This is a genomic window from Lactobacillus xujianguonis, assembly GCF_004009905.1.
Classification (GTDB): domain Bacteria; phylum Bacillota; class Bacilli; order Lactobacillales; family Lactobacillaceae; genus Lactobacillus; species Lactobacillus xujianguonis.
The window spans coordinates 1-20,781 of sequence record NZ_ML136900.1; the positions used below are offsets into that span (position 1 = coordinate 1).

Annotated in this window: 20 protein-coding genes and 1 other annotated feature; of the genes, 15 read left to right on the plus strand and 5 right to left on the minus strand. The window is 40.1% G+C overall.

The window, feature by feature from the left end; genetic code table 11:
• Positions 1 to 104: 104 nt before the first annotated feature.
• The 3 genes from EJK17_RS09515 to EJK17_RS09525 form a co-directional block, all read right to left on the minus strand.
• Positions 105 to 833: a transposase gene (locus EJK17_RS09515; RefSeq protein WP_236629295.1), complete on the minus strand. Its 729-nt coding sequence runs from the start codon at positions 831 to 833 to the stop codon at positions 105 to 107.
• Positions 834 to 969: 136 nt separating this feature from the next.
• Complete coding sequence (gene yidC / locus EJK17_RS09520; RefSeq protein ID WP_103660903.1) at positions 970 to 1,938, minus strand: membrane protein insertase YidC; 969 nt, start codon at positions 1,936 to 1,938, stop codon at positions 970 to 972.
• 32 nt (positions 1,939 to 1,970) lie between these two features.
• Positions 1,971 to 2,246, minus strand: coding sequence for an acylphosphatase (locus EJK17_RS09525; RefSeq protein WP_103661017.1), 276 nt, complete (start codon positions 2,244 to 2,246; stop codon positions 1,971 to 1,973).
• A 160-nt stretch (positions 2,247 to 2,406) separates the two neighbouring features.
• Between EJK17_RS09525 and EJK17_RS09530 the strand changes: the two genes are divergently transcribed.
• The 6 genes from EJK17_RS09530 (at position 2,407) to EJK17_RS09555 (ending at position 9,003) form a co-directional block, all read left to right on the plus strand.
• Positions 2,407 to 3,174: a TrmH family RNA methyltransferase gene (locus EJK17_RS09530; RefSeq protein ID WP_103660904.1), complete on the plus strand. Its 768-nt coding sequence runs from the start codon at positions 2,407 to 2,409 to the stop codon at positions 3,172 to 3,174.
• Positions 3,175 to 3,263: 89 nt separating this feature from the next.
• On the plus strand, positions 3,264 to 3,617 hold the full coding sequence (locus tag EJK17_RS09535) for a winged helix-turn-helix transcriptional regulator (protein ID WP_103660905.1): 354 nt from the start codon (positions 3,264 to 3,266) through the stop codon (positions 3,615 to 3,617).
• A gap of 38 nt (positions 3,618 to 3,655) precedes the next feature.
• Positions 3,656 to 3,856, plus strand: a binding site (T-box leader).
• A 43-nt stretch (positions 3,857 to 3,899) separates the two neighbouring features.
• Positions 3,900 to 4,949, plus strand: coding sequence for a phenylalanine--tRNA ligase subunit alpha (gene pheS / locus EJK17_RS09540; RefSeq protein WP_103660906.1), 1,050 nt, complete (start codon positions 3,900 to 3,902; stop codon positions 4,947 to 4,949).
• Positions 4,949 to 7,369 carry a phenylalanine--tRNA ligase subunit beta gene (pheT, locus tag EJK17_RS09545; RefSeq protein WP_103660907.1) on the plus strand — a complete coding sequence of 807 codons (2,421 nt, stop codon included), beginning with the start codon at positions 4,949 to 4,951 and terminating at the stop codon, positions 7,367 to 7,369. Before pheS ends, pheT begins: the two co-directional genes overlap by 1 nt.
• A 72-nt stretch (positions 7,370 to 7,441) precedes the next feature.
• Positions 7,442 to 7,918 carry a transcription elongation factor GreA gene (greA, locus tag EJK17_RS09550; RefSeq protein ID WP_103660908.1) on the plus strand — a complete coding sequence of 159 codons (477 nt, stop codon included), beginning with the start codon at positions 7,442 to 7,444 and terminating at the stop codon, positions 7,916 to 7,918.
• Positions 7,919 to 8,088: 170 nt separating this feature from the next.
• Positions 8,089 to 9,003: an L-lactate dehydrogenase gene (locus EJK17_RS09555; RefSeq protein ID WP_103660909.1), complete on the plus strand. Its 915-nt coding sequence runs from the start codon at positions 8,089 to 8,091 to the stop codon at positions 9,001 to 9,003.
• A 57-nt stretch (positions 9,004 to 9,060) separates the two neighbouring features.
• Here EJK17_RS09555 and EJK17_RS09560 read toward each other — a convergent pair whose 3' ends face one another.
• Together EJK17_RS09560 and EJK17_RS09565 are read right to left on the minus strand one after the other, a co-directional pair.
• Positions 9,061 to 9,984 (minus strand): N-acetylglucosamine kinase, encoded by a 924-nt coding sequence (locus EJK17_RS09560; RefSeq protein WP_103660910.1) that lies wholly within the window; start codon positions 9,982 to 9,984, stop codon positions 9,061 to 9,063.
• Between the two features lie 65 nt (positions 9,985 to 10,049).
• Positions 10,050 to 12,617, minus strand: a complete 2,568-nt coding sequence (locus tag EJK17_RS09565) for a YfhO family protein (protein WP_103660911.1) — start codon at positions 12,615 to 12,617, stop codon at positions 10,050 to 10,052.
• Between the two features lie 90 nt (positions 12,618 to 12,707).
• Here EJK17_RS09565 and EJK17_RS09570 point away from each other — a divergent pair, with 90 nt between their 5' ends.
• The 9 genes from EJK17_RS09570 to glnA all read left to right on the plus strand — a co-directional run bounded on the left by EJK17_RS09570 (position 12,708) and on the right by glnA (position 20,720).
• Positions 12,708 to 14,801, plus strand: a complete 2,094-nt coding sequence (locus tag EJK17_RS09570; RefSeq protein ID WP_103660912.1) for a peptidoglycan D,D-transpeptidase FtsI family protein — start codon at positions 12,708 to 12,710, stop codon at positions 14,799 to 14,801.
• 76 nt (positions 14,802 to 14,877) lie between these two features.
• Positions 14,878 to 15,027, plus strand: coding sequence for a 50S ribosomal protein L33 (rpmG, locus tag EJK17_RS09575; RefSeq protein ID WP_008471973.1), 150 nt, complete (start codon positions 14,878 to 14,880; stop codon positions 15,025 to 15,027).
• Positions 15,028 to 15,081: 54 nt separating this feature from the next.
• Positions 15,082 to 15,645: a 5-formyltetrahydrofolate cyclo-ligase gene (locus EJK17_RS09580; RefSeq protein ID WP_201738250.1), complete on the plus strand. Its 564-nt coding sequence runs from the start codon at positions 15,082 to 15,084 to the stop codon at positions 15,643 to 15,645.
• Positions 15,646 to 15,658: 13 nt separating this feature from the next.
• Positions 15,659 to 16,339 (plus strand): rhomboid family intramembrane serine protease, encoded by a 681-nt coding sequence (locus EJK17_RS09585; protein WP_103660914.1) that lies wholly within the window; start codon positions 15,659 to 15,661, stop codon positions 16,337 to 16,339.
• Positions 16,339 to 16,557: a YqgQ family protein gene (locus EJK17_RS09590; RefSeq protein WP_103660915.1), complete on the plus strand. Its 219-nt coding sequence runs from the start codon at positions 16,339 to 16,341 to the stop codon at positions 16,555 to 16,557. Before EJK17_RS09585 ends, EJK17_RS09590 begins: the two co-directional genes overlap by 1 nt.
• A gap of 63 nt (positions 16,558 to 16,620) precedes the next feature.
• Positions 16,621 to 17,022: a rhodanese-like domain-containing protein gene (locus tag EJK17_RS09595; RefSeq protein ID WP_103660916.1), complete on the plus strand. Its 402-nt coding sequence runs from the start codon at positions 16,621 to 16,623 to the stop codon at positions 17,020 to 17,022.
• Positions 17,023 to 17,073: 51 nt separating this feature from the next.
• The gene (gene miaA, locus EJK17_RS09600) at positions 17,074 to 18,003 is read left to right on the plus strand and encodes a tRNA (adenosine(37)-N6)-dimethylallyltransferase MiaA (RefSeq protein WP_127796386.1); all 930 of its coding nucleotides are present in this window, start codon (positions 17,074 to 17,076) and stop codon (positions 18,001 to 18,003) included.
• A complete protein-coding gene (locus EJK17_RS09605; protein ID WP_103660918.1) occupies positions 17,987 to 19,243 on the plus strand; it encodes a methionine gamma-lyase family protein in 1,257 nt (418 codons plus the stop codon). Before miaA ends, EJK17_RS09605 begins: the two co-directional genes overlap by 17 nt.
• 139 nt (positions 19,244 to 19,382) lie before the next feature.
• Positions 19,383 to 20,720 carry a type I glutamate--ammonia ligase gene (glnA, locus tag EJK17_RS09610; protein ID WP_103660919.1) on the plus strand — a complete coding sequence of 446 codons (1,338 nt, stop codon included), beginning with the start codon at positions 19,383 to 19,385 and terminating at the stop codon, positions 20,718 to 20,720.
• Positions 20,721 to 20,781 lie beyond the last annotated feature (61 nt).

The following is a 20,781-nucleotide window of genomic DNA, read 5'->3' on the forward strand; positions in this document are numbered from 1 at the left end:
TGAGCGAGCTATTTTAGCCCAGCGACACATGAGATCAATCTTCCAATTGTACTTTTGATGACAATCATGGATTAATTGATATGTTTCTATTTTCCAGCGTTTTCTTATTGCTGTTTGTCTATATTTTGGTTGCCCGGCAAGCACATCCTTTCTAGTTGATCTAATTTTTTTAAGAATTCATTCTTGGCTTGCTCTTCTTTCAGTTTTCGTTCCAACTCTTTGATTCTGCGGTTGGCTAACTCTAGCTCGCTCAGTTCTTCTGGCTGCTTACGTCTGCCTCTTTTATCTGTTAATCCTGCTTCACCGTCAGCTAGATATTTTTGTGTCCAGCTGTAGACCTGTTGGTATGAGCAATTGAATTTAGCTGCAGTTTTTGCATAGTTCTTGTCGTGATTAATGCAGTACTGAACAATTTGGATTCTTTCTGGCTGAGTGGTTTTTCTTCTCGCTTTAATCATATAAACCTCCGGATAGGGCTCATAGCCCCGATTGTCTATATGACTATTATACTTAGAAACCCATCTTCTTACTGTTTCGTGACTTCTAATACCATACTTGTTAGCTAAAGAAGACAATGAGATATTGCCATTTAAGTATTCTTGGACAACTTTTTCTTTGAATTCTTTAGAGTAATGCACATTATGCTTTGCGTTACTAAGAAAAGCTTCATGATTGCTTTGATACTGATACGTCCATTCTCTAATTCGAATAGGTCCATTTTTCCCTGGCATATTAAGTTGCCTAGCTATTTCAACAGCACTCATATAACCATTCGAGTACTGTTGAACGGCCCATTTCTTCTGTTTAAATGAATACTTACTTTTTCTAGGCATAAAAAATCCCACCTTCGTGAATAATTGAATACTTTATGTATTTCAATTGTCCACTTTAGTGGGATTGTATCATGAGGCATTTGGCTTTTTTGTGCATAAAAAAAAGCGTTCATGTGAACGCTCTTTTTAAAAATAACTACTTACGTCTTTGTTGTTTACCCTTATTCCGGTTACGTAAGTTTTGATGTAAAGCTTGAGTATGGTTGTCACCCTTGCCATTAGTTGAAGCAGCGCTGAACAAGTCATCAATCTTCTTTTGAGTGACTACTTCTTGTACTGGCTTATCCTTCAGTTCAGTTGCAATGCGCTTCTTTTCTCTAGGAGTAATCCAGAAGGTTACGATTACTTGTTGTACCACGGTTACCAAGTTACCGGCAGCCCAGTACAAGGCTAAGGCACCAGAGAAGGATAAACTGAAGAACAAGGTCATGATTGGGTTCAAGAACATCATTGATTGCATGGTCTTCTTTTGTTCAGGTGGCACACCAATCAATGAAATGTAACTCTGAGCAACTGCAAACAAGGTAGCGACAATTGCCAATACAACGGACTTATTACTCAAGGAAATACCAAAGAAAGTAGCGTGACGCAAAACAGCTGAGTAAGCAACGGCTTGGTAAATCCCGATCATGATTGGCATCTGGATGATTAATGGTAAACACCCAATCCCACCAGTCATGGACATGTTGTTCTTAGAATATAATTCACGTTGCCAAGTGGTGAGCTGCATTTGTTGCTCAGGCGTCATTGGCTTGTGCTTCATCCCTTGTTGAATCAACTTCATCTGTGGTTGTAAGCGGGCCATCTTTTCTTGTTGAGTCACACTCTTCTTTTGTTGTGACAACATTAATGGTAATAAAATTAACCGCACAACTAAAGTAATGATCACAATTGCCCAACCAGCACCGTCTTGACCACCGATCGTTCTAGCTGTTTGCAACATCACATTTTGCAACGGCAAGCTGATCCATTGGTAAATCCAACCGTAGATCCCACCATGAGGTGGGGTGGCATTGTTGATATTACCAGTTGAACAACCAGTAACAATCAAGGTGACAATTGCTAGTAGTGCAATTAAACTAATATATTTTCGAAATCTCTTCATTTACTTCACCCGATTAATAATCTATGTAATAACTAATATAATACATGAAAACCATGCATCTTTTCTACCCCTGTAAGCTTTTCTTTAGAGATTTGTGTAATTTTTGCAAATGGTGAAACATTTTTAGGGAGTTCGGCGATGAAATGATTCACTTCATCAAGACTTGATTGCAGCATGATCGTCACGGTCATATCCGGATTATTTCTTACTGTGCCGTTAATTCCCAGCGCTTGCGCTAAGTTTTGTACACTCCAGCGGAAGCCTACACCTTGGACTGTGCCGTGAGCAATTAATTTCCAGGTTTCCATGTAATTTTCTTTCTCAGAATTTGTGTTATTTGTTTCTTTTTTGAAAAAATCAAAGATTCCCATCGTTTTTCCTCAATTAAATAATCTAACCTCGATTTTACCATGTTCAATTAGTGATTTCTCCTCTAAAATAGTCTTGTAAAGAAAGAGGAAGGTTTTTATGCAACAGATTAGTTCAGTGAATAATAAGCTGATTAAAGAATTGGCAAAGCTTAATAAGAAGAAGTATCGTGAAGATACTGGCATGTATTTAATTGAAGGCTTTCACTTGTTTGAAGAAGCCTTGAAAGCTCATCGTAATTACCAATACTTACTTGGAACCGATGATGCCTTGAGCAAGGCTGAGAGTGACTATGGCGTTGATTTGAGTGGGAAGAGAGTCATTTTAATCAAAAGTGCGATTGCGCGCCACTTGAGCAGTACCAAGAATACGCAAGCTATTTTCATGGTGTTAAAAATTGCTCAACCCAAGAACTTTACCTTTAATTATGGTAAATGGGTGTTGCTGGATAATTTAGCTGATCCCGGAAACGTGGGGACAATTATTCGGACTGCTGATGCTGCTGGCTTTGAGGGGGTAATTTTATCTCCTGAAAGTGTGGATTTATATAATCCAAAGACCCAAAGAGCCATGCAGGGAAGTCAATTCCATATCGACTTGGTGGTTAGTGACTTAAATGATGCGATCAATCAATTGCAGTCATATGATATTCCCGTTTATGCCAGCATGCTTGATCAGACAGCCAAAGAATTACCAGATTTTGCCAAAGTCGCACAACTTGGTTTAGTCATTGGTAATGAAGCTCATGGCGTGAGTGAAATGATTGCCAAAGCTTGTGATGAAAAGCTCTACATTCCAATTAAAGGGCAAGCTGAATCCCTTAATGCAGCCGTCGCAGCTGGGATCATGATTTACCACTTTGCCTAATTCAACTTGCTTGTAATTAGTAAGTAGGTCCGCTATAATAATGATTATAAGGATAAAGATTTACGAATAACTGTAGGAGGTAACTTGTTATGGCTCAAGGAGTAAAAGAAAAGAGCACAACTGACTGTAGTAAACCAGAAAACTACGAATTATGTGGTCACTTTATCAATGCTTTTCAAATCATCGGTAAGAAGTGGAATGGCTTGATCATTAGTTCATTATGCGACACTCATGACATGCGCTTTAAGGATTTAGCACGGTGCGTTACGGCTTGCTCAGATAGAGTCTTAGTTGAACGGTTAAAAGAATTGGAAGATGAAGAAATTGTAAAGCGTTCAGTCGACCAAAATACGGGCATTATTTCATATGGTTTAACTGAAAAGGGTGCTGAATTAAAACCAGTCTTTGATCAAGTTCATAACTGGGCTGACAAATGGGTCTAAAAGACTTGCATGTTAATATGAAATGAATTATCCTATTAATAATTACTAAGAACAAGACTAGTAACAAGGATTGTTTAGTAGAGAGATTTCTTTATCAGCTGCAAGAGAAGTCAAACATGAATTGTGAATTTCATCTTGGGAGTAGGATCTAATCAATTCCGGTATTCACCGTTATCGAAACTCAAGTGCAGGCAAACTATGCCTGAATTAGGGTGGTACCGCGAAGCTTCGTCCCTCATAGAGGGAGGAAGCTTTTTTTGTTGTGAAAGGAAAATAGAGTATATGGACTTATTTGATAAGTTAAAGCAATTGCGTGAGCAAGGTCTCGACGAAATCAAAAAAGCATCTAATGAAAAGAAATTAAACGATGTTAGAGTGGAATTAATTGGTCGTAAAGGTGAATTAACCAAGATTTTGCACTCCATGAAGGAAGTTGCACCAGAAGATCGGCGTGAAGTTGGGCAAAAGGTTAACGAATTACGTGACTTGTTTAACCAGCGCTTAGGTGAAGCTAAAGATGAATTAGTAAAGGCCTTAATTCAAAAGCGGCTTGAAGATGAAAAGATCGATGTTACTTTGCCAGGTAGAACTTCTGCTCTTGGTTCAAAGCACCCACTTTACTTAATTTTGGATGACTTAGAAAGTTACTTCATCGGTATGGGCTATAAAGTAGTGCAAGGTCCGGAAATTGAAACTGACCACTACTGTTTTGAAATGATGAACTTGCCAAAAGATCACCCAGCTCGTGATATGCAAGCTACTTTCTACATTGATAGTGAAGATTTATTAAGAACCCAAACTTCCGGTGACCAAGCTCGTGTGCTTGAAAAGCACGACTTTAGTCAAGGTCCACTTAAGATGGTTGGTCCTGGTAAGGTTTACCGCCGTGATGATGATGACGCTACGCACTCCCACCAATTCATGCAAATGGAAGGGTTAGTAGTTGATAAGAACATCACCATGAGTGACTTGAAGGGTACCTTAGACATGATTGCTAAGCACGTCTTCGGTCAAGATCGTGAAACCCGTCTTCGTCCAAGTTACTTCCCATTCACTGAACCATCAGTTGAAATGGACGTTTCTTGCTTTAACTGTGATGGTAAAGGTTGCCCAGTCTGCAAGTACACTGGCTGGATTGAAGTTTTAGGTGCCGGCATGGTTCACCCTAACGTCTTAGAAAATGCCGGAATCGATTCAACTGTTTATGGTGGTTTCGCTTTTGGTTTAGGCTTGGACCGGTTTGCAATCTTGAAGTATGGTATTGACGATATTCGTGACTTCTACACCAACGATGTTCGTTTCTTGAAGCAATTCCGTAAGGAGGAAAATTAATGTTAGTCTCATTCAATTGGTTAAAAGATTTTCTTAATTTAGACGAGCAAGATCCTAAGGCTTTAGGTGAAAAAATTACTCGTACAGGGGTGGAAATTGCTTCTGTGACTCGTCCAGCAGATGGCTTGAAGAAGTTAGTTGTTGGTCACGTTGTTGACTGTGAAGGTGTTGAAGGTACCCACTTGCACTTAACTCATGTTGATGTCGGTGAAGATGAACCATTACAAATTGTCTGTGGGGCTCCTAATGTCGCTGCTGGTGAAGATGTGATCGTGGCTTTACACGGTGCCAGAATTGCTGGTAATGAAAAGATCAAGAAGGGCAAGATTCGCGGCATGGAAAGCTACGGGATGATCTGTGGCTTGCAAGAAATCGGCTTTAGCGACAGCGTTGTGCCTAAAAAGTATGCTGACGGTATTTTTGTTTTTCCTAAAGATGCCGATGTTAAGCCAGGTCAAGATGTTTACGATGCCCTTGGCATGAATGATTACATCTTAGACTTTGATATTACGCCAAACCGGGCCGATACCTTATCAATGGAAGGTTCAGCTTATGAAGTTGGGGCAATTATTGATCAAAAGCCAAAGATTGAACCAGTTGTCTTGAAAGAAGACGGTCCTGACTGGACTGATTCATTTGACGTAAAAGTTGATGAAAAGTTAGCTCCTAAGTTTTATTTACGTAAATTAACTGGTGTTAAGGTGGACGAAAGTCCATTATGGATGCAAACGCGTTTGTGGAATGCCGGAATTCGTCCAATTAACAACGTTGTGGATGTGACTAACTACATTATGTTGTTGACTGGTCAACCAATGCACGCTTATGATGCTCGCGCTTTTGAAAGTGGTAAGTTCGAAGTTAGAACTGCAAAAGATGGCGAAAAGTTGACTTTATTAAATGAAAAAGAAGTTGACCTTGATCCCCACGATATCGTAATTACTGATGGTGAAAAGCCAGTGATGATGGCTGGTGTCATGGGTGGTCTTAACTCAGAAGTTACTGACGATACTACCGATGTCATTTTGGAATCCGCAATTTTTGATCCAACCATGGTTCGTCGGGCAGCCTTCCGTCACGCTAACCGGACTGAAGCTTCTAGTCGTTATGAAAAGGGCGTTAACTGGGATGCCACTGAAAAGTCCATTAACGCTGCGGCTTTATTAATCAGAAACGAAGCTGGTGCCACTGTTGATGAAGGCATTATTAAGGCAACTGATGCTAAGCGCGGTCCAGTGGTAGTTAAGACAACCGTTTCTTACATTAATAAGGTCTTGGGCACTAAAATCTCAGCTGATGAAATGCTTCATATTTTTGATCGTTTGAACTTTGATGCTAAAGTTAACGGCGATGAATTGGTGGTTAATGTGCCTAACAGAAGATGGGATATTGCCATTCCTGCTGACTTAGTTGAAGAAGTTGGTCGTCTTTACGGCTACGACAACTTGAAGTCAACCCAACCACTATTGCCAGAAACTCACGGTGGTTACTCAGAATTTGAAACCCAAATGCGTCGCTTTAAGCGGATTGCTGAAGGTCAAGGGATGCTTGAAGCTGTTTCTTACTCTTTGACTTCACCAGAAAAGGCAGTTTCCTTTACTAAGAAGGCTAAGGCTTTAGTTCAAGTACAAATGCCTTTGAACTCAAGTCGTTCAACCATGCGCCAAAACTTAATGACTGGTTTGGTTGATGCTGCTAGTTACAACTTTGCTCGTAAGCAAATGGATCTACGTTTGTATGAACAAGGCCGGGTATATGACCATGAAGGTGGCACTTTCAACGAACATGAACACTTAGCTGCTCTTTATGCTGGTCAAACCTTTGCTGAAAACTGGCAACATGAAAACCAAAAGATTGACTTCTACTTCGTTAAGGGTCAATTGACTAACATGTTCACTGCTTTGGGAATTAATGAAAACGATGTTATCTACAAGGCTGATGAAGCAATTCCTGGCATGCACCCAACTAGAACCGCTGATATTTACATCAAGGATCAATATGTTGGGATGATCGGGATGTTGGCTCACTCCTTAGCTTTAGCTGATAAGAATTTACGTGGTCATGAAGTTTACGGTTATGAACTTGATTTAGACGTAATTATTCCAATGCTGACTCACGGCATGACTGCTAAGCCTGCTCCTAAGTTCCCAGCTATTAGCCGTGACTTGTCAATTTTGGTTAAGAAAGAATACACTAACCAAGAAATTGAAAATGTCATTAAGGCTAACGCTGGTAAATACTTGCGTGACTTGAAAGTGATTGATGTTTACTCTGGTGCTCACATTGAACCAGACAAGAAGAGTTTGGCTTACAACTTAACCTTCTTGAATGAAAAAGATACTTTAACTGATGAAGTAGTAACTAAGGCAATGGATCAAGTTACTGCTGCTTTGAAGGAAGATATTGAGGCTAAAATCCGTTAAAGGTTGACAAGACTGGTGTAAACCAATATCATTGATCAGTGCGAAAAAGATTTTTAGATAAGGAGAGTAAAAATGGCAGAGAAGTCATTTCCAATGACTGTGGAAGGCAAAGAAAAGCTCGAAGCAGAATTAAAGAACTTAAAATTAGTTAAACGTCCAGAAGTTATCCAACGAATTAAAGTTGCTCGTTCATACGGGGACTTATCAGAAAACTCAGAATACGATGCAGCTAAGGATGAACAAAGTCACGTTGAAGATCGAATTGCGCAAGTTGAAGAAATGCTTAAGTATGCGCAAGTTGTTGATGCTGACGCTGTAGCTCCTGATGAAGTAGCTGTTGGTAAGACTGTAACTTATACTGAAGTTGGCACTGACGATCCAGAAACCTACACTATTGTTGGTAGTGATGAATCAGACCCATTGAATGGTAAGATTTCTAACGATTCACCAATTGCTCAAGCACTTCTTGGTAAGAAGAAGGGTGATACTGTTTCAATTACTACCCCAGGTGGCAAGTTTGACGTTGTAATTAACGAAGTTAAAGCTTAATTTAAAGGTGAGTGGGAAGAAACCCCTCGAGAAATAGCCGAGATAGTGTAGAACTAAATTAAAGCACATAGTGCTTAATTTATGTTCGTAACTATAGTCGGCTATTTCTGTTTCTGACCACGATAATTCTGGAATAGAGAATGCAAAACAGGATTTAGGAAGGTTTTCAAATGAGAAAAATTGGAATTATCGGAATGGGGCACGTTGGTGCGACCATCGCTTATACTTTAGTAACGCAAGGATTAGTTGATGATTTAATTTTAATTGATAAAAACGATGCAAAAGCCGATGCGGAATACAATGACTTACGCGATGCTTTGCCTCGGAATAGTCACTACGTCAATATTATCAAGCAAGACTGGGATGACCTGGAAGATGTGGACATTATTGTGACCGCCTTTGGTGATATTGCTGCCACGGTTAAGACAAGAGACCGTTTCGGTGAATTTGACTTGAATGCTAAGAATGCTAAACAAGTTGGGGAAGACATTAAGGAATCTGGCTTCGATGGCGTGTTAATTAATGTTTCTAACCCTTGTGATGCGGTTACTCAAATCCTGCAAGAAACGACTGACTTAAAGAAGAATCGCGTCTTTGGTACAGGGACCTTTCTTGATACGGCCAGAATGCAAAGAATTGTTGGGGACAAGTTGGGTCAAGATCCACGTAATGTCGAAGGCTTTGTCTTAGGTGAACATGGGTCAGCTCAATTTACTGCTTGGTCAACTGTCAGAGTTAACAACAAGATTGCTTTACAACTCTTTAATGAAGCTGATCAAGAAAAAATTAGTGAACAATCAAATAAGAATGCTTTTGCCGTAGCTAACGGTAAAGGTTATACCAGTTATGCCGTTGCCATGTGTGCCGTTGATTTGATTAAGGCAGTCTTCAGCGATGCGCGGGCATATTACCCAGTTTCGACTTATGATCCAGAATTTAAGACCTATCTTGGTTATCCAGCCATCATTGGCCGAGATGGAGTGGAAGAATTAATTGAATTGAAATTAACTTCTGCAGAACATGAAAAGTTAAATGCTGCGGCACAGAAGATTAAAGAGCATGTGGATAGCTTGAAGAAGAAATAAGGATAAAAAATAACCGAGAACAATTAAGTTCTCGGTATTTTTTTGGCTTTTATAAAATTATCTGTCTTCGTGATTAGTGAAGTAACGGTAGTCCTTACTCTTATCGAAGATTACTCCACGTGCATTTTCACCATTAGAAATGGAGAAGATAGCATCTGGGTACTTGTTCTTAACTTCATCTTCGATTAAGCCCCGCATCATTTCATTATTTGCCAAAACGGAACCAGTTAAAGCAATCTTCATTGGCTTAGGATCTTCGTAACGATCAAGACCGATGATGATATCACGGGCTAAGAGGTGAGCTTGTTCCTTGATGACCTTAATGGCATCATCGCTACCTTCGTCAGCTAGTTGAGCAACATGAACAGCCATGCCAGCAATTTCTGGGTTAGTCATCTTGTAGAATTTAGCGTTACATTCATCCATATGGTCAACGCCAAATAACTTGGTGAACATTGGAATCAAAGCATTGTCTTCACGCTTGTCCCAGCTGAGTAAAGCTGATTGCATAGCAGCACGAGCAATAGCGTAGCCTGAACCTTCGTCACCCAAGATGTTACCGTAACCACCAACAGCAATTAAGTGACCGTTTTGTAAACCGTTATAAACTGAACCAGTTCCTGCGATAACTAAGGCACCATCGTCGCCTTCAAGACCGCTGTAAAGGGCCAAAAGTGAGTCAGTAATTGCTCGGGTTGGCAAGTTGTTGATTCTTGAAGAAATTGTGGCAGCAACTTCAGGAGCGTTACCGACAACTGACAAACCAGCAATTCCGGCTAATACGCGCATACAGTCACCGTCAATTTTGTCTAATAATTCGTTGACTGTGTCTGAAATGTTCTTAATGCCCAGTTCGTAGTTTGTGTTGATTTGACCTGGACCGCCTTCAGCACGACCGATTTCTTTTCCATCCATATCATATGCAATGGCGGTTGAGTGTGTACCACCAGCATCGACACCAATTTGGTATTTAAGAGCCATAGCTACTCTTCTTTCTATATAAATTTGTTAACGCATTCATTTTATTACAAAAATGTGCAATAAGTCTAGTGTATCTGAATTTTCACATATGTCAAAGTTAAAAGGCTGATTATTAGGCCCAGCAACAAGGCCCAAGGAACATAAATTAATTTGATCTGATGCTTGCCAGCCGGTAAAGAACAACTTAAGAAAGCTTTCACGAAGATGCGTTTTTTCACCAAGTGGCCATTATCAAAAATCAACCAATTCGGACTAGCGGGAATCGTTGAATTAAAGCGCATTTTTTGTTTGGTAGTGAACGAATTAGTCGTTAAAGTTAACGGACTAGTTTGCTTAACGCTTGGTTGTTGCCCTTTAAAAGCGTGCAAGATTTGGGTGAGTTGTTTAGTCTTTAAGAGCCACAGATTGGCAGTACTGAGATTGAGGGTGCTGTTTTTTAGAATAAAAGTTAATTCTAAATTGGTTTGGTGGTGGAAATGACCAAGGTTAATGAGGTGTGCTTGGCTATCGCGCACGTCAAGATTAATGTCTTGCCCATTAACTAAGAGCGTTACTTGTTCGCTTTGTAAACCATGAGGCATCTCTAAGTAGTAAGAACCAGGATGGCTAGTTTTTAGCACGAAGGAGACTTGGCTCTTTTTTGCTCCTTTTTTGGCAGTATATTGGTGGGGATTGTGGGACCACGTACTTACTCCGGTTAACTTAGCTTGTGGCCAAGGTAAAGGTTGGAAGACGAGCTCCTTTTTACCAGTAACTTCTTGCAGTAACTGTTCTTGATTAACTGCCGGATTATCACCAAAGAACTGAGCTTTTAGATCTTTAGTTGGGCTTAAAAAGGCGAGGGGCAAGGCGTTAGCATTCTTGGCAATTAAGAGCTGTGGTTCTTCTTTAATCTGTGGATATAAGTCAAGATCTAAGCGGTGATTAAGGTTTTCAAATGGCAGACGCTGACTCTTAGGCAAAGAATCGTTGGTATAGTTGGGTTCTAAATAATATTTAAAGCCCAAAATAGCGTCGGTAATTGGCGTACCGCCATTATTAGTCACGGAATTGCTGTTATTTTCGTAACCTAAGAGCGCGAGCAAATTCAGGACCTTTTGATTGGTAACGGAATTAAAATTTTCCAGGCCATAATAATTTCCGGTAAAAGCATCGTCATCAGAGCGGAAAAAGCTCTTCTCCATCCGGTAAAGGCTAGGGTCTTGCTGCTGAATAAAGGAAGTTGCTTGGGTGGTATTGGCAGCAAAGTTTTGGTAATCACGGTTTTTTTGATAGGAAAGGTTGTCTAAGGAGAAAATTAAATTGACAGTAACTTCTAAGGCCACGATTACCCAAAGATAGTAGCGCCCAAATTGAAAATGAGGGAATAAAAAGAAGATAAACAATAGTCCTAAAACGGCAAAAGCCGCTGAGGTAAGCAGACAAGTTTCGTTTAAAAAGCCAAAATCATTTTGCTTAAAAGTCCAGTAGCAGATAGTCATTAAGACTAGCAAGCCAATGATAATCTTGCGTGGCCATGAAAAATCAGATTGGCTTTTTAAGACCAACATCCCCAAATTAAGGCAGTAGAAAACCACTACAAAACTAAAGCGACCAGGATACCAGACGGGAAATTGCCCCAGATGCCAAACTAAAACTAGCGGCGTCCAAACTAGGGACAATAGTAAAAAGAAGAGCAAAATACCGTTACTAAACCGTTCTTTAATTGAAATTTTTCGGTCAAGGAAAAAAACTGGTACTAGAGTTAAAAAAGGTAAGGTCATGAAAATATTGGGCATGCCATCTTGCATTTCATTAAAACTGTAAGCACCGTCAGTTAACTTGGCTAATTCTTTCACAGGATTAAACTGCCAGGACCAAGACCAGTCTGTTTCTGCAGTTGTTTTTCCGGCTAATAATTCAAAAAAGACGGGCACAAGCACAAAGGCTGCTAAGAGGCTTCCTAAGATACTGCGACGCAAATAATGCCCAAAAACTTGCCACTGCTTTTTTTGAATGAAAAAATTGACCAAAAAATATAACAAGCCAAAGAAAAGGGCCATTACGCCGGTATAAAAATTGGTGACCCACAGGGCAAAAGTGATGAGGATGAGGTGATCCTTTTCTTCTTTCAATGCGTGATCGATGCTGGCGATTAATAAAGGTAGTAAGATTAATGAGTCCAGCCACATTAAGTTAAAATGATTAGCGATGACATATCCGCTCAGGGCAAAAGCTAAGCCGCCCGCACTGGCGTATGCAGGCTTAACGCTTTTTTGCCAATAATAATAACTAGTTAAGCCGATAGCCGCGATTTTTAGACTGATAATCGTTAAAATGGCAATTGGCAGAGCAGACTGCGGAAAGAGAAAAACAATTAAATTGAATGGACTTAAGAGATAGTAGGCAGTAGTTGCTACCATTGATCCTCCTAGGCCATTTTGAAAAGTGTAAATTAAACTCAGTGGATCGGAAAAAAGTTTGCTTCTTAAAAAAGCAAAGAAGTCGACGTATTGTTGTCCTAAATCAACGGTTAAGATATTAAAGTGGTGACTGGCAAAATATAGAAAGAAAAGCAGAAATGGCAAGATAGTACTAATTAGCCCAAAGTAAACAGACGGCTTAGTTAAGTTAGTTTTGAGTTTAGAGAGCATGTTAAATTTTCGCTAAGCTCCTTTCTAAGTGATAGATTTGCAGGGTAGTTTTTGTTAAAATAATTGCAGTTTAGTGAGGGAACGATTGACGTGGATTATTTTAGAAAAAATAGTGGCACTGGTTCTAATAAACAGGCCGCAACACCAATTAGAATGAGAATCATTCTTGGGATTATTTTTGTCTTATTTGCACTCTTAATTGGCCAACTAGCATATCTGCAATTGGCTTACGGATCGCGCTTTAAGTCAGAAGTAGCACGGAATGATTCGAAAGTTGTTTCAAGTCAGGTACCCCGAGGCGTAATGTATGACGCTAAGGGCCGTGTTTTAGTTGGTAATAAAGCTAATAATGCGATCACTTATACTAAAGGGGCTTCGACTTCGACAAGTCAAATTTATAAGATTTCAAATGCATTAAGCAACTATATTACTTTAAATGATGAAAAACCAACTGAAGAGCAGCTGGCAGAGTATTATTTAGCAGATCAAGCTAATTCTACTCGCATCGAGGCGCAATTACCAGCTGCGCAAAAGAACAGTGATGTGCTGACCAGCGCTGAAATCAACCAAAATATGATTGCGCAAGTTAAACGCGATAAGATTAAATTTACTGCTAAGCAAAAAGTTGCTGCATTAATCTTTAATAAAATTTCAGGAGCTTATACATTATCAACAATTTATATCAAAAACCGAGATTTAAGCGATCATGAATTAGCCCAAGTTGGTGAACACTTATCAGAACTTCCCGGTGTCGGAATTGGGACTGACTGGGAGCGTTCATATCCTAATGGTGCTTCAATCAAGAGTATTATTGGGTCAGTTTCAACTGAAAAGTCTGGTTTGCCAAGTGAAGATTTACAGTCATACTTGATGCAAGGATATTCACGGAATGATCGGGTTGGTACTTCATATCTAGAAAAAGAATATGAATCACTTTTGAAAGGGACGAAGTCAACTAGTCAAGTCCTTACCAAGAGTGATGGCAAGATCCAGCAAACCAAGACCGTTTATAAAGGGCAAGCTGGAGCCAGCTTAGTGTTGACGATTGATGCCAAGTACCAAAAGCAGGTTCAAAGCACACTTAAACGAGTTTATAGTTCAGCCATTGGTGCGGGAGCAGCTCGCTATTCAAATGGGGCTTATGCCATCGCCATGAATCCAAAGACAGGTGCTTTATTAGCAGTTGCCGGGATTAACCGTAATCCGAAGACCAACAAGACTTATGACAATGCTTTGGGCGTTATTAACCAATCCTTTGTTATGGGATCAGTTGTTAAGGGGGCCACTGTTTCTGGTGGTTTAATTAACAAGGTTATTACGCCAACTAATAACACTTTGCCTGATACTGCGATTTACTTACCAGGTTCACCAGTTAAAAAGTCAGTCTATCCAATCGGTACTTTTGGCTCGCTTGATGCGCCGACGGCATTGGAAGTTTCAAGTAACATCTATATGATGCACCTAGCAATGAAGTGGGTTCACGCAAGTTATGTACCTAAGCGTTATATTGCGATGCCTGATAATTCTTTCCAAATCTTGCGTAATAACTTTAATATGTTTGGCTTAGGTCAAAGAACTGGCGTTGACTTGCCTGGTGAAGTTTCAGGAATTGAAGGACGCACTTTCAATAGCCAAGGACATATCTTATCTGGTTCTTTACTTGACTTGGCCTATGGTAACTATGATGCTTATACGCCGATTCAATTAGTACAATATGTTTCAACGATTGCTAACGGCGGTTATCGTCTGCAACCATATATCGTGCAATCGGTCGGCCGGACGAGCAATAATGGTAAGAAGATTTATATTAACTACACCAAGAAGCCAAATATCCAGCAACGGATCCCTTGGACTCATGATGAATTAAACGTTGTCCGGCAAGGATTCTGGCGGGTAGTTCACGGAACTAACGGCTGGGGAACGGCCCACAAGTTAAAGGGGGTTAAACCATCAATCTCTGGTAAGACTGGGACTGCTCAGACTTTCTACTATGATCCTGATCACCCTAACCGCAAGAATCCGCCAGAATTGATTAATGCCACTTTCGTTGGTTATGCGCCATCGAATAATGCGAAGCTAGCCGTAGCTGTTGTTTTCCCAGGTTTGGATCCTGATATGGAAGGTTCTTACACTTTACAAGTGGCTAAAGCAATGGTTCAAGACTACTTCAAATTACATAAATAGAAAAAAGGACTGGTCAAAGTCCGCAAAAAATGCTATTCTAATACAGTCAGAATAAAAATTGTAGGTGGTGAAAGAAATGGCAGATAACATCATTTTGGAATGCACCGAATGTGGCGACAGAAGTTACTTATCTAAGAAGAACAAGCGTAAGCATCCGGAACGTTTAACTTTAAAGAAGTATTGCCCAGTCGAAAGACACGTAACACTTCACCGTGAAACTAAGTAATAAACCAAAGTAGCAGGTTAAATGCCTGCTATTTTTTGTTATTTGGAGTTATTCATGAAGAAAACAGAAATGAGAAAAGAGCAAAAGCAAGTATTGACTACTTTTGCTGATACACCACAAAAAAAGAAAGAAGATCAAGCCATTCTGCGCCAATTATTTACCCTTGATCTTATCAAGAAGAGTCAAACAATTGGGGTTACTTCATCCTTGCCAATTGAAATTGATACTTCTGAAATTATTGCTCAGTTATGGGATTTAGGTAAAGAAGTCTATTTAGCACGTGCCAATCCAGATCGTGCACATACTCAAGACTTCTTGCGTTATACTTATCGCTCAAAATTAACTAAATCCAAGTTTGGCGTAGAGGAAGTGGCTGGTGAAGCAGAAATCAAGAATGACTTAGATCTTTTAATAGTTCCTGGTTTAGCTTTTAGTCAAGATAATCATGCCCGTTTAGGTTTTGGTGGAGGCTATTATGACCGCTTCTTAGCAAAGCATCCGACGAAAACAATTGCCTTAGCTAATTCGAAAATGATCTTTGAAACAGCTACTTGGCCAATTGAAGCCACTGATGTGGCAATGGATGTAATAGTCACGCCAAACAAGATTTACCGTTAAAGCGAGGAAAATAATGAAGCAAAAAATCAACTTATCTGGTAGTTTTGTCACTTTAGGCATCTTAATTGTGTTACTAGTTGTCTTTGTGGCTGAAGTATTTTTAGGCGGCTCCGAAAATTCTGCAACTTTGATGAAAATGGGAGCAATGAATAATTACGCAGTAGTTGCCGGTGGCCAATGGTGGCGCCTGTTTACCGCGCAATTCTTGCACATTGGGGTCATGCACCTGGTATCAAACGCCGTAATTATCTACTACATGGGTCTGTATATGGAGCCTTTACTTGGACATTGGCGCTTCTTAATCGTTTACCTCTTATCCGGAATTGGTGGTAACTTATTAAGTTTAGCCTTTGGTAGTGATGCCGCAGTGAGTGCAGGAGCTTCAACTGCCCTCTTTGGTTTATTTGGTGCGATGACTGCAGTCGGGTTACGCAATTTAAAGAATCCACTGATTAGTTATTTAGGCCGGCAAGCTTTTGTCTTAGCCTTAATTAACCTGGGTCTGGATATTTTTGTGCCTAATATTGATATTCAAGGACACATTGGTGGTTTTATCGCTGGATTTTTATTAGCAATCATTTGCGGCGACCGCACCATGAAAGAATACAATCCGAAGTGGCGGGTCTTGGCTGGAGCCGTACTGGTGGTGTATGTTGTACTAACAGTTAGACAAGGAATGGTAATCAACTTTTGATGAAGACATTATATGATGTGCAGCAGCTGTTAGAAAAATATGGCGTCTTAGTCCATGTTGGTAAACGCATCTGGGATATTGAACTAATGGCACTTGAATTAGACAATATCTATAAGGCCGGTTTAATTGACCAACATGATTATTTGATTGCTAAATTAATCTTGCAGCGTGAACACGAAGTCGAAGAACGGAAAGAAAAAGACCCTAAAAAGCCATAGCGCCGGAATAATTTTAGCGGTATCATATTTATATAATCTTTTTTAGAAGGGCAAATGTAGTTTATGTCGAATTTTTTAATCATTTTGGATACTGCCTTAATCGTCATTATTTTATTTTTCGTTGGAATTTGGGCTTGGAATAAGATTCAAGCTAAGCGAATTGGCGGCGAATTAGATAATGCCGGTTTTAAAGAAGGTATGCGGAAGGCTCAAATCGTCGATTTAAGAGAAAAAGAACCATTCAAGCGTAAGCATATCGATGGTGCGCGTAATTTGCCTTCAACCATGTTAAAATACCAATACAATGAACTTCGCCCTGACTTACCAGTCTACTTATACTCAGATTCATTAACTGTGACTTTGAGAGCAGCTAGATTCTTAAAGAAGAAGGGCTTCACCAAGATTCATTGGTTGAAAGATGGTTTTGAACAATGGGATGGCCGAACAAAGGCTTCCAAATATTAGCAAGAGGAGTGTGGAAGAATTTTCCACACTTTTTTGTAAGGAAAGAAAAAGATGCAAAAAGTACTCGCAATTGTGGGGCCAACAGCGATTGGTAAGACTGACCTGGCCATTAAATTAGCGCAAAAAATCAACGCCTTGATCGTGTCAGGTGACTCGATGCAGGTTTACCAAGAAGTCGCAATTGGAACAGCAAAAGCTACTAAAGAAGAGCAGGCCCAAGTTAAGCATTATTTAGTTGATACACGTTCGATTTTTGAAGAATATTCAGTTAAAGACTTCGTCGACCAAGCAACGGCAGCGATTGATGAAATTGCCACGCAAAATAAATTACCAATGGTCGTTGGCGGCACTGGCTTTTATGTTAATGCTTTATTAAATCAGATGCAGCTAGGTGAGAAAACACCAGAAGAAAACAGCGTTACTAAAAAATGGGAAGACTATTTAGCTGCTAACGGTCCAGAGAAACTATGGGCAGAATTAAACAATAAGGATCCAGCCGCTGCTGCTAAAATTCCGGTGGCCAATAGTCGGCGGACATTACGGGCATTAACGGTAATTGAGCGGACAGGGAAAAAGTTCTCTGAACAACAAACTGAGATTAAGCCGCGTTATGATTATTTAATTATCGGACTCAATGCCAAGCGATCAGGAATTTACCGCCGGATTAATTTACGAGTTGACAAGATGATGGAGCAAGGGCTGTTAGAAGAAGCTCGCTTTGTTTATGATCATCGTCAAGAAGAATATCAAGCTTTACAAGCGATTGGCTACAAGGAATTTTTCCCTTATTTTAAAGGAAAAAGTACTTTAGAAGAATGTATCAACCAGTTGAAAACTGCGTCACGGCGTTATGCCAAAAGACAATTAACTTATTTTAGAAATAAATTACCAGTGAAGTGGTTTGATCCTTTAGATGATCCTAACTGTTTAGACAAGATTTTAAGAACTGTGGAGGATTGGCAAAATGGAAAAGATGCCTGAAAAATTAGCACAATTAGTGCACGAAGTAGATCAAGAAATTGCACCCAAATTTCAAGAAATCGATGAGCAAATTTTATATAACCAAGAAAAAGTGTTAGACGCTTTTCGCGCTGAAGAAGTGGCCGAAGCCGATTTACAAGGAACTAACGGCTATGGCGATGATGATACAGGACGCGACAAGTTGGACCGGATTTATGCCCGAGTCTTTCACACCGAAGCTGCCGTTGTGCGCCCGCAGTTTGTTTCGGGAACACATACCTTGTTCACTGCCTTATTAGGTAACTTGCAAGCAGGGGACACTTTGACTTATTTGACAGGGATGCCCTATGACACCATGCAAGAAGTTATTGGGCTAACTGACAAAAAGCAGGGGACTTTGGCCCAATATGGTGTGAAGTTCGCACATGTGCCATTAACTGAAGCTGGCTTAGTTGATTATGATGAGGCTAAAAAGGTGCTTGAACGCGATCAACCAAAGATTGTGGCTATCCAACGTTCACGTGGTTATGCAACCCGGAAGACTTTTACGGTTGCTCAAATTAAAGAGATGATTGCCTTTGTAAAACAAGTTAGTCCTAAGAGTCTAGTCTTTATTGACAATTGCTACGGTGAATTCTCAGAAAAGCATGAACCAACTGAATATGGCGCTGATTTTATGGCTGGCTCATTAATCAAAAATGCTGGTGGCGGAATTGCCAAGACCGGCGGTTATGTCGTTGGTAAGAAAGAATTAATTGAGAATACTAAGATTGCCTTGACTGCTCCAGGTTGCAGCGATGAAGGGGCTACTTTAGCCAATCAGTGGGACTTTTACGAAGGCTTTTTCTTGTCCCCTAACGTGACTGGGATGGCAGAAAAAGGGATGATCTTTGCGGCTGCCTTGTTTGAAAAGATGGGGATGGATGTGACTCCTAAGTGGAATGAAACGCGGAGTGACGTCATTGAGACCATTATCTTTAACGATCCCAAGAAGATGCAAGCCTTTGTTAAAGAAGTCCAAAAGTATTCACCAGTTGACTCTTTTGTTAACCCTGAAGCTTACCACATGCCAGGGTATGAAGATAAGGTTATTATGGCAGCAGGGAACTTTGTTTCCGGCTCAACAATTGAATTCTCAGCCGATGGCCCAATTCGTCCACCTTATGCCGTTTATATGCAAGGCGGTCTAACCTATGCCCATGACAAGATTGCCATTATTAATGCGGTGAAAGATATTTTCTTTAATGATCAAGAAAAATAAATTTTGAAAATATTTGTTAGACCAATTTGACTTTTTAAAATTGGTCTGCTATTGTATTAGTCAGTTCTAGGACGAGAAAAGGAATCGACAATAGGACCATACCAATTTGTTTTTATATTTTTAATAGGTGGATATTCCAATGAGTAAACAATATACTGCAGATGAAATCAAACAAGAAGTTGAAGCTAAGAACGTTAAGTTCTTACGTTTATGCTTTACTGACATTAACGGTACTGAAAAGGCCGTTGAAGTTCCAACTAGTCAATTGGACAAGGTATTAACCAACGATATTCGTTTTGATGGTTCTTCAATTGACGGTTTTGTTCGTCTTGAAGAAAGTGACATGGTTTTGTATCCTGACTTCTCAACCTGGTCAGTATTGCCATGGGGCGACGAAAAAGGCGGCAAGATTGGTCGTTTAATTTGTTCAGTGCACACCACTGATGGTAAGCCATTTGCTGGTGACCCAAGAAACAACTTGAAGCGCGTTCTTGGTGAAATGAAAGAAGCCGGTTTTGATACTTTTGATATCGGTTTTGAAATGGAATTCCACCTCTTCAAATTAGATGATGATGGTAATTGGACTACTGAAGTACCAGATCATGCTTCATACTTTGATATGACTTCTGACGATGAAGGGGCAAGATGCCGTCGTGATATCGTTGAAACCCTTGAAGGGATGGGCTTTGAAGTTGAAGCTGCTCACCACGAAGTTGGTGATGGCCAACAAGAAATCGACTTCAGATTCGATGATGCTTTGACGACAGCTGATAGATGCCAAACCTTTAAGATGGTTGCTCGTCACATCGCTAGAAAGCATGGCTTGTTTGCTACCTTTATGGCTAAGCCAGTTGAAGGTCAAGCAGGTAACGGGATGCACAACAACATGTCCTTGTTTAAGGGTAACAAGAATGTCTTCTACGACAAGGATGGTGAATTCCACTTGTCAGACACTGCCCTTTACTTCTTGAACGGTATTTTGGAACATGCGCGTGCAATTACTGCAATTGGTAACCCAACTGTTAACTCTTACAAGCGTTTGATTCCTGGCTTTGAAGCTCCAGTTTACATTGCTTGGGCTGCTAAAAACCGTTCACCACTTGTCCGGATTCCAAGTGCTGGTGAAATTAACACCCGTTTGGAAATGCGTTCAGCTGATCCAACTGCTAACCCATACTTGCTTCTTGCTGCATGTTTAACTGCTGGTCTTAACGGTATTAAGGAAAAGAAGATGCCAATGAAGCCAGTTGAAGAAAACATTTTCGAAATGTCTGAAGAAGAAAGAGCTGCTCATGGTATTAAGCCATTGCCAACTACTCTTCATAACGCTATCAAGGCCTTCAAGAAAGATGATTTAATTAAGCATTCATTAGGTGACCACTTGATGCACAGCTTTATTGAATCAAAGGAATTGGAATGGTCTAAGTATTCTCAATCAGTTTCAGAATGGGAACGCAAGCGTTACATGAACTGGTAAAAGAATAATTAAGTTGAACTTTTAAAAGTCGCTGCCAATTGGCAACGGCTTTTTCTTGTGT